1 protein-coding gene is annotated in these 949 nt (G+C 33.9%); it reads right to left on the bottom strand.

Annotated features, from left to right (window positions below):
• Positions 1 to 175 precede the first annotated feature (175 nt).
• Positions 176 to 928, bottom strand: coding sequence for a type IV secretion system protein (locus tag ACFILY_RS09515; RefSeq protein ID WP_375638003.1), 753 nt, complete (start codon positions 926 to 928; stop codon positions 176 to 178).
• Between the last annotated feature and the right edge of the window lie 21 nt (positions 929 to 949).

Raw genomic sequence — 949 nt, 5'->3', positions numbered from 1 at the left:
AGATACATGCTAAACGCGTTATTCGCATTTATACATTACCTAAGTATTTTCATTACGATATCTTGGCTTTGATAAAAGCTTTCTGCCTCTCTGAAATGTTCGGATAGTACTGAACCTTCTACATTTGCTTTTGTTTTCATGAAAAAAAAGCAAATCTTGTAAAGAGCTTTAGTGGCTAAAATCTTATTTGAGGCACATGTTTGAGGGCATTGTTCATAATTCTTTTATACAATATACGTTTTTGCATTTCGATAAGAAACTCTTCATTACTGCTTAAATTTCTGACCATTTGTAGCTTTGTATATTCATTTTGGAGTACCGCTGACATGTTTCTGATACGTGTTTGCAGCTCGAAAACTTCTCTCAGATCTTTTGTTTTATCTATATCTTTTAAGAAATCGGCAATTTGTGTAAAGCGGTTCTCTGCATCTTGGAAAGCTTGCAAACTTACAGCTTTATCGATAACTCCACTATATTGAAGACGCGCATTAAGTATATCGTATATTATCTTATGTTGTGTCTCCGGGAGGAGGGCTCTCCACTCCTCTCCTTTAATTTGAGTTATAAGCCGTTCGAAATAAATATGACCTTCGAAGTTTTTCTCATATAAACCCTTGTATGTTTTGTGGGTAGATGGGTAAAAAGGCGAATATTTTAATAAAAATTTCGATAACTTTTCTCTTGTTATTTGTTTATTTCCTGTTATAGACTGATAGACTTTTTTCGTGTTTTCGATTTGGTCTTCGTTTGCTTTAATTTGTTGTTTTAACAAATCAATAATTTTCAGATATTCTGCTTCTGGAAAAGGGGGAGGAGTTTGGACAGTTGAACCTTGAGTTCCAGAACCCCAACTAAAGTTAGACGTTAGAGTTAAATTTATCATTCCCAAAAGGGTAATCATTCCTGTTATAATAAATCGCTTTTTCATCTGTCTCCTCGCTTAATTTCG

This window comes from Bartonella sp. CL25QHWL (assembly GCF_042195335.1).
GTDB lineage: Bacteria > Pseudomonadota > Alphaproteobacteria > Rhizobiales > Rhizobiaceae > Bartonella.
This window is presented reverse-complemented; position numbering and strand designations above follow the sequence as displayed.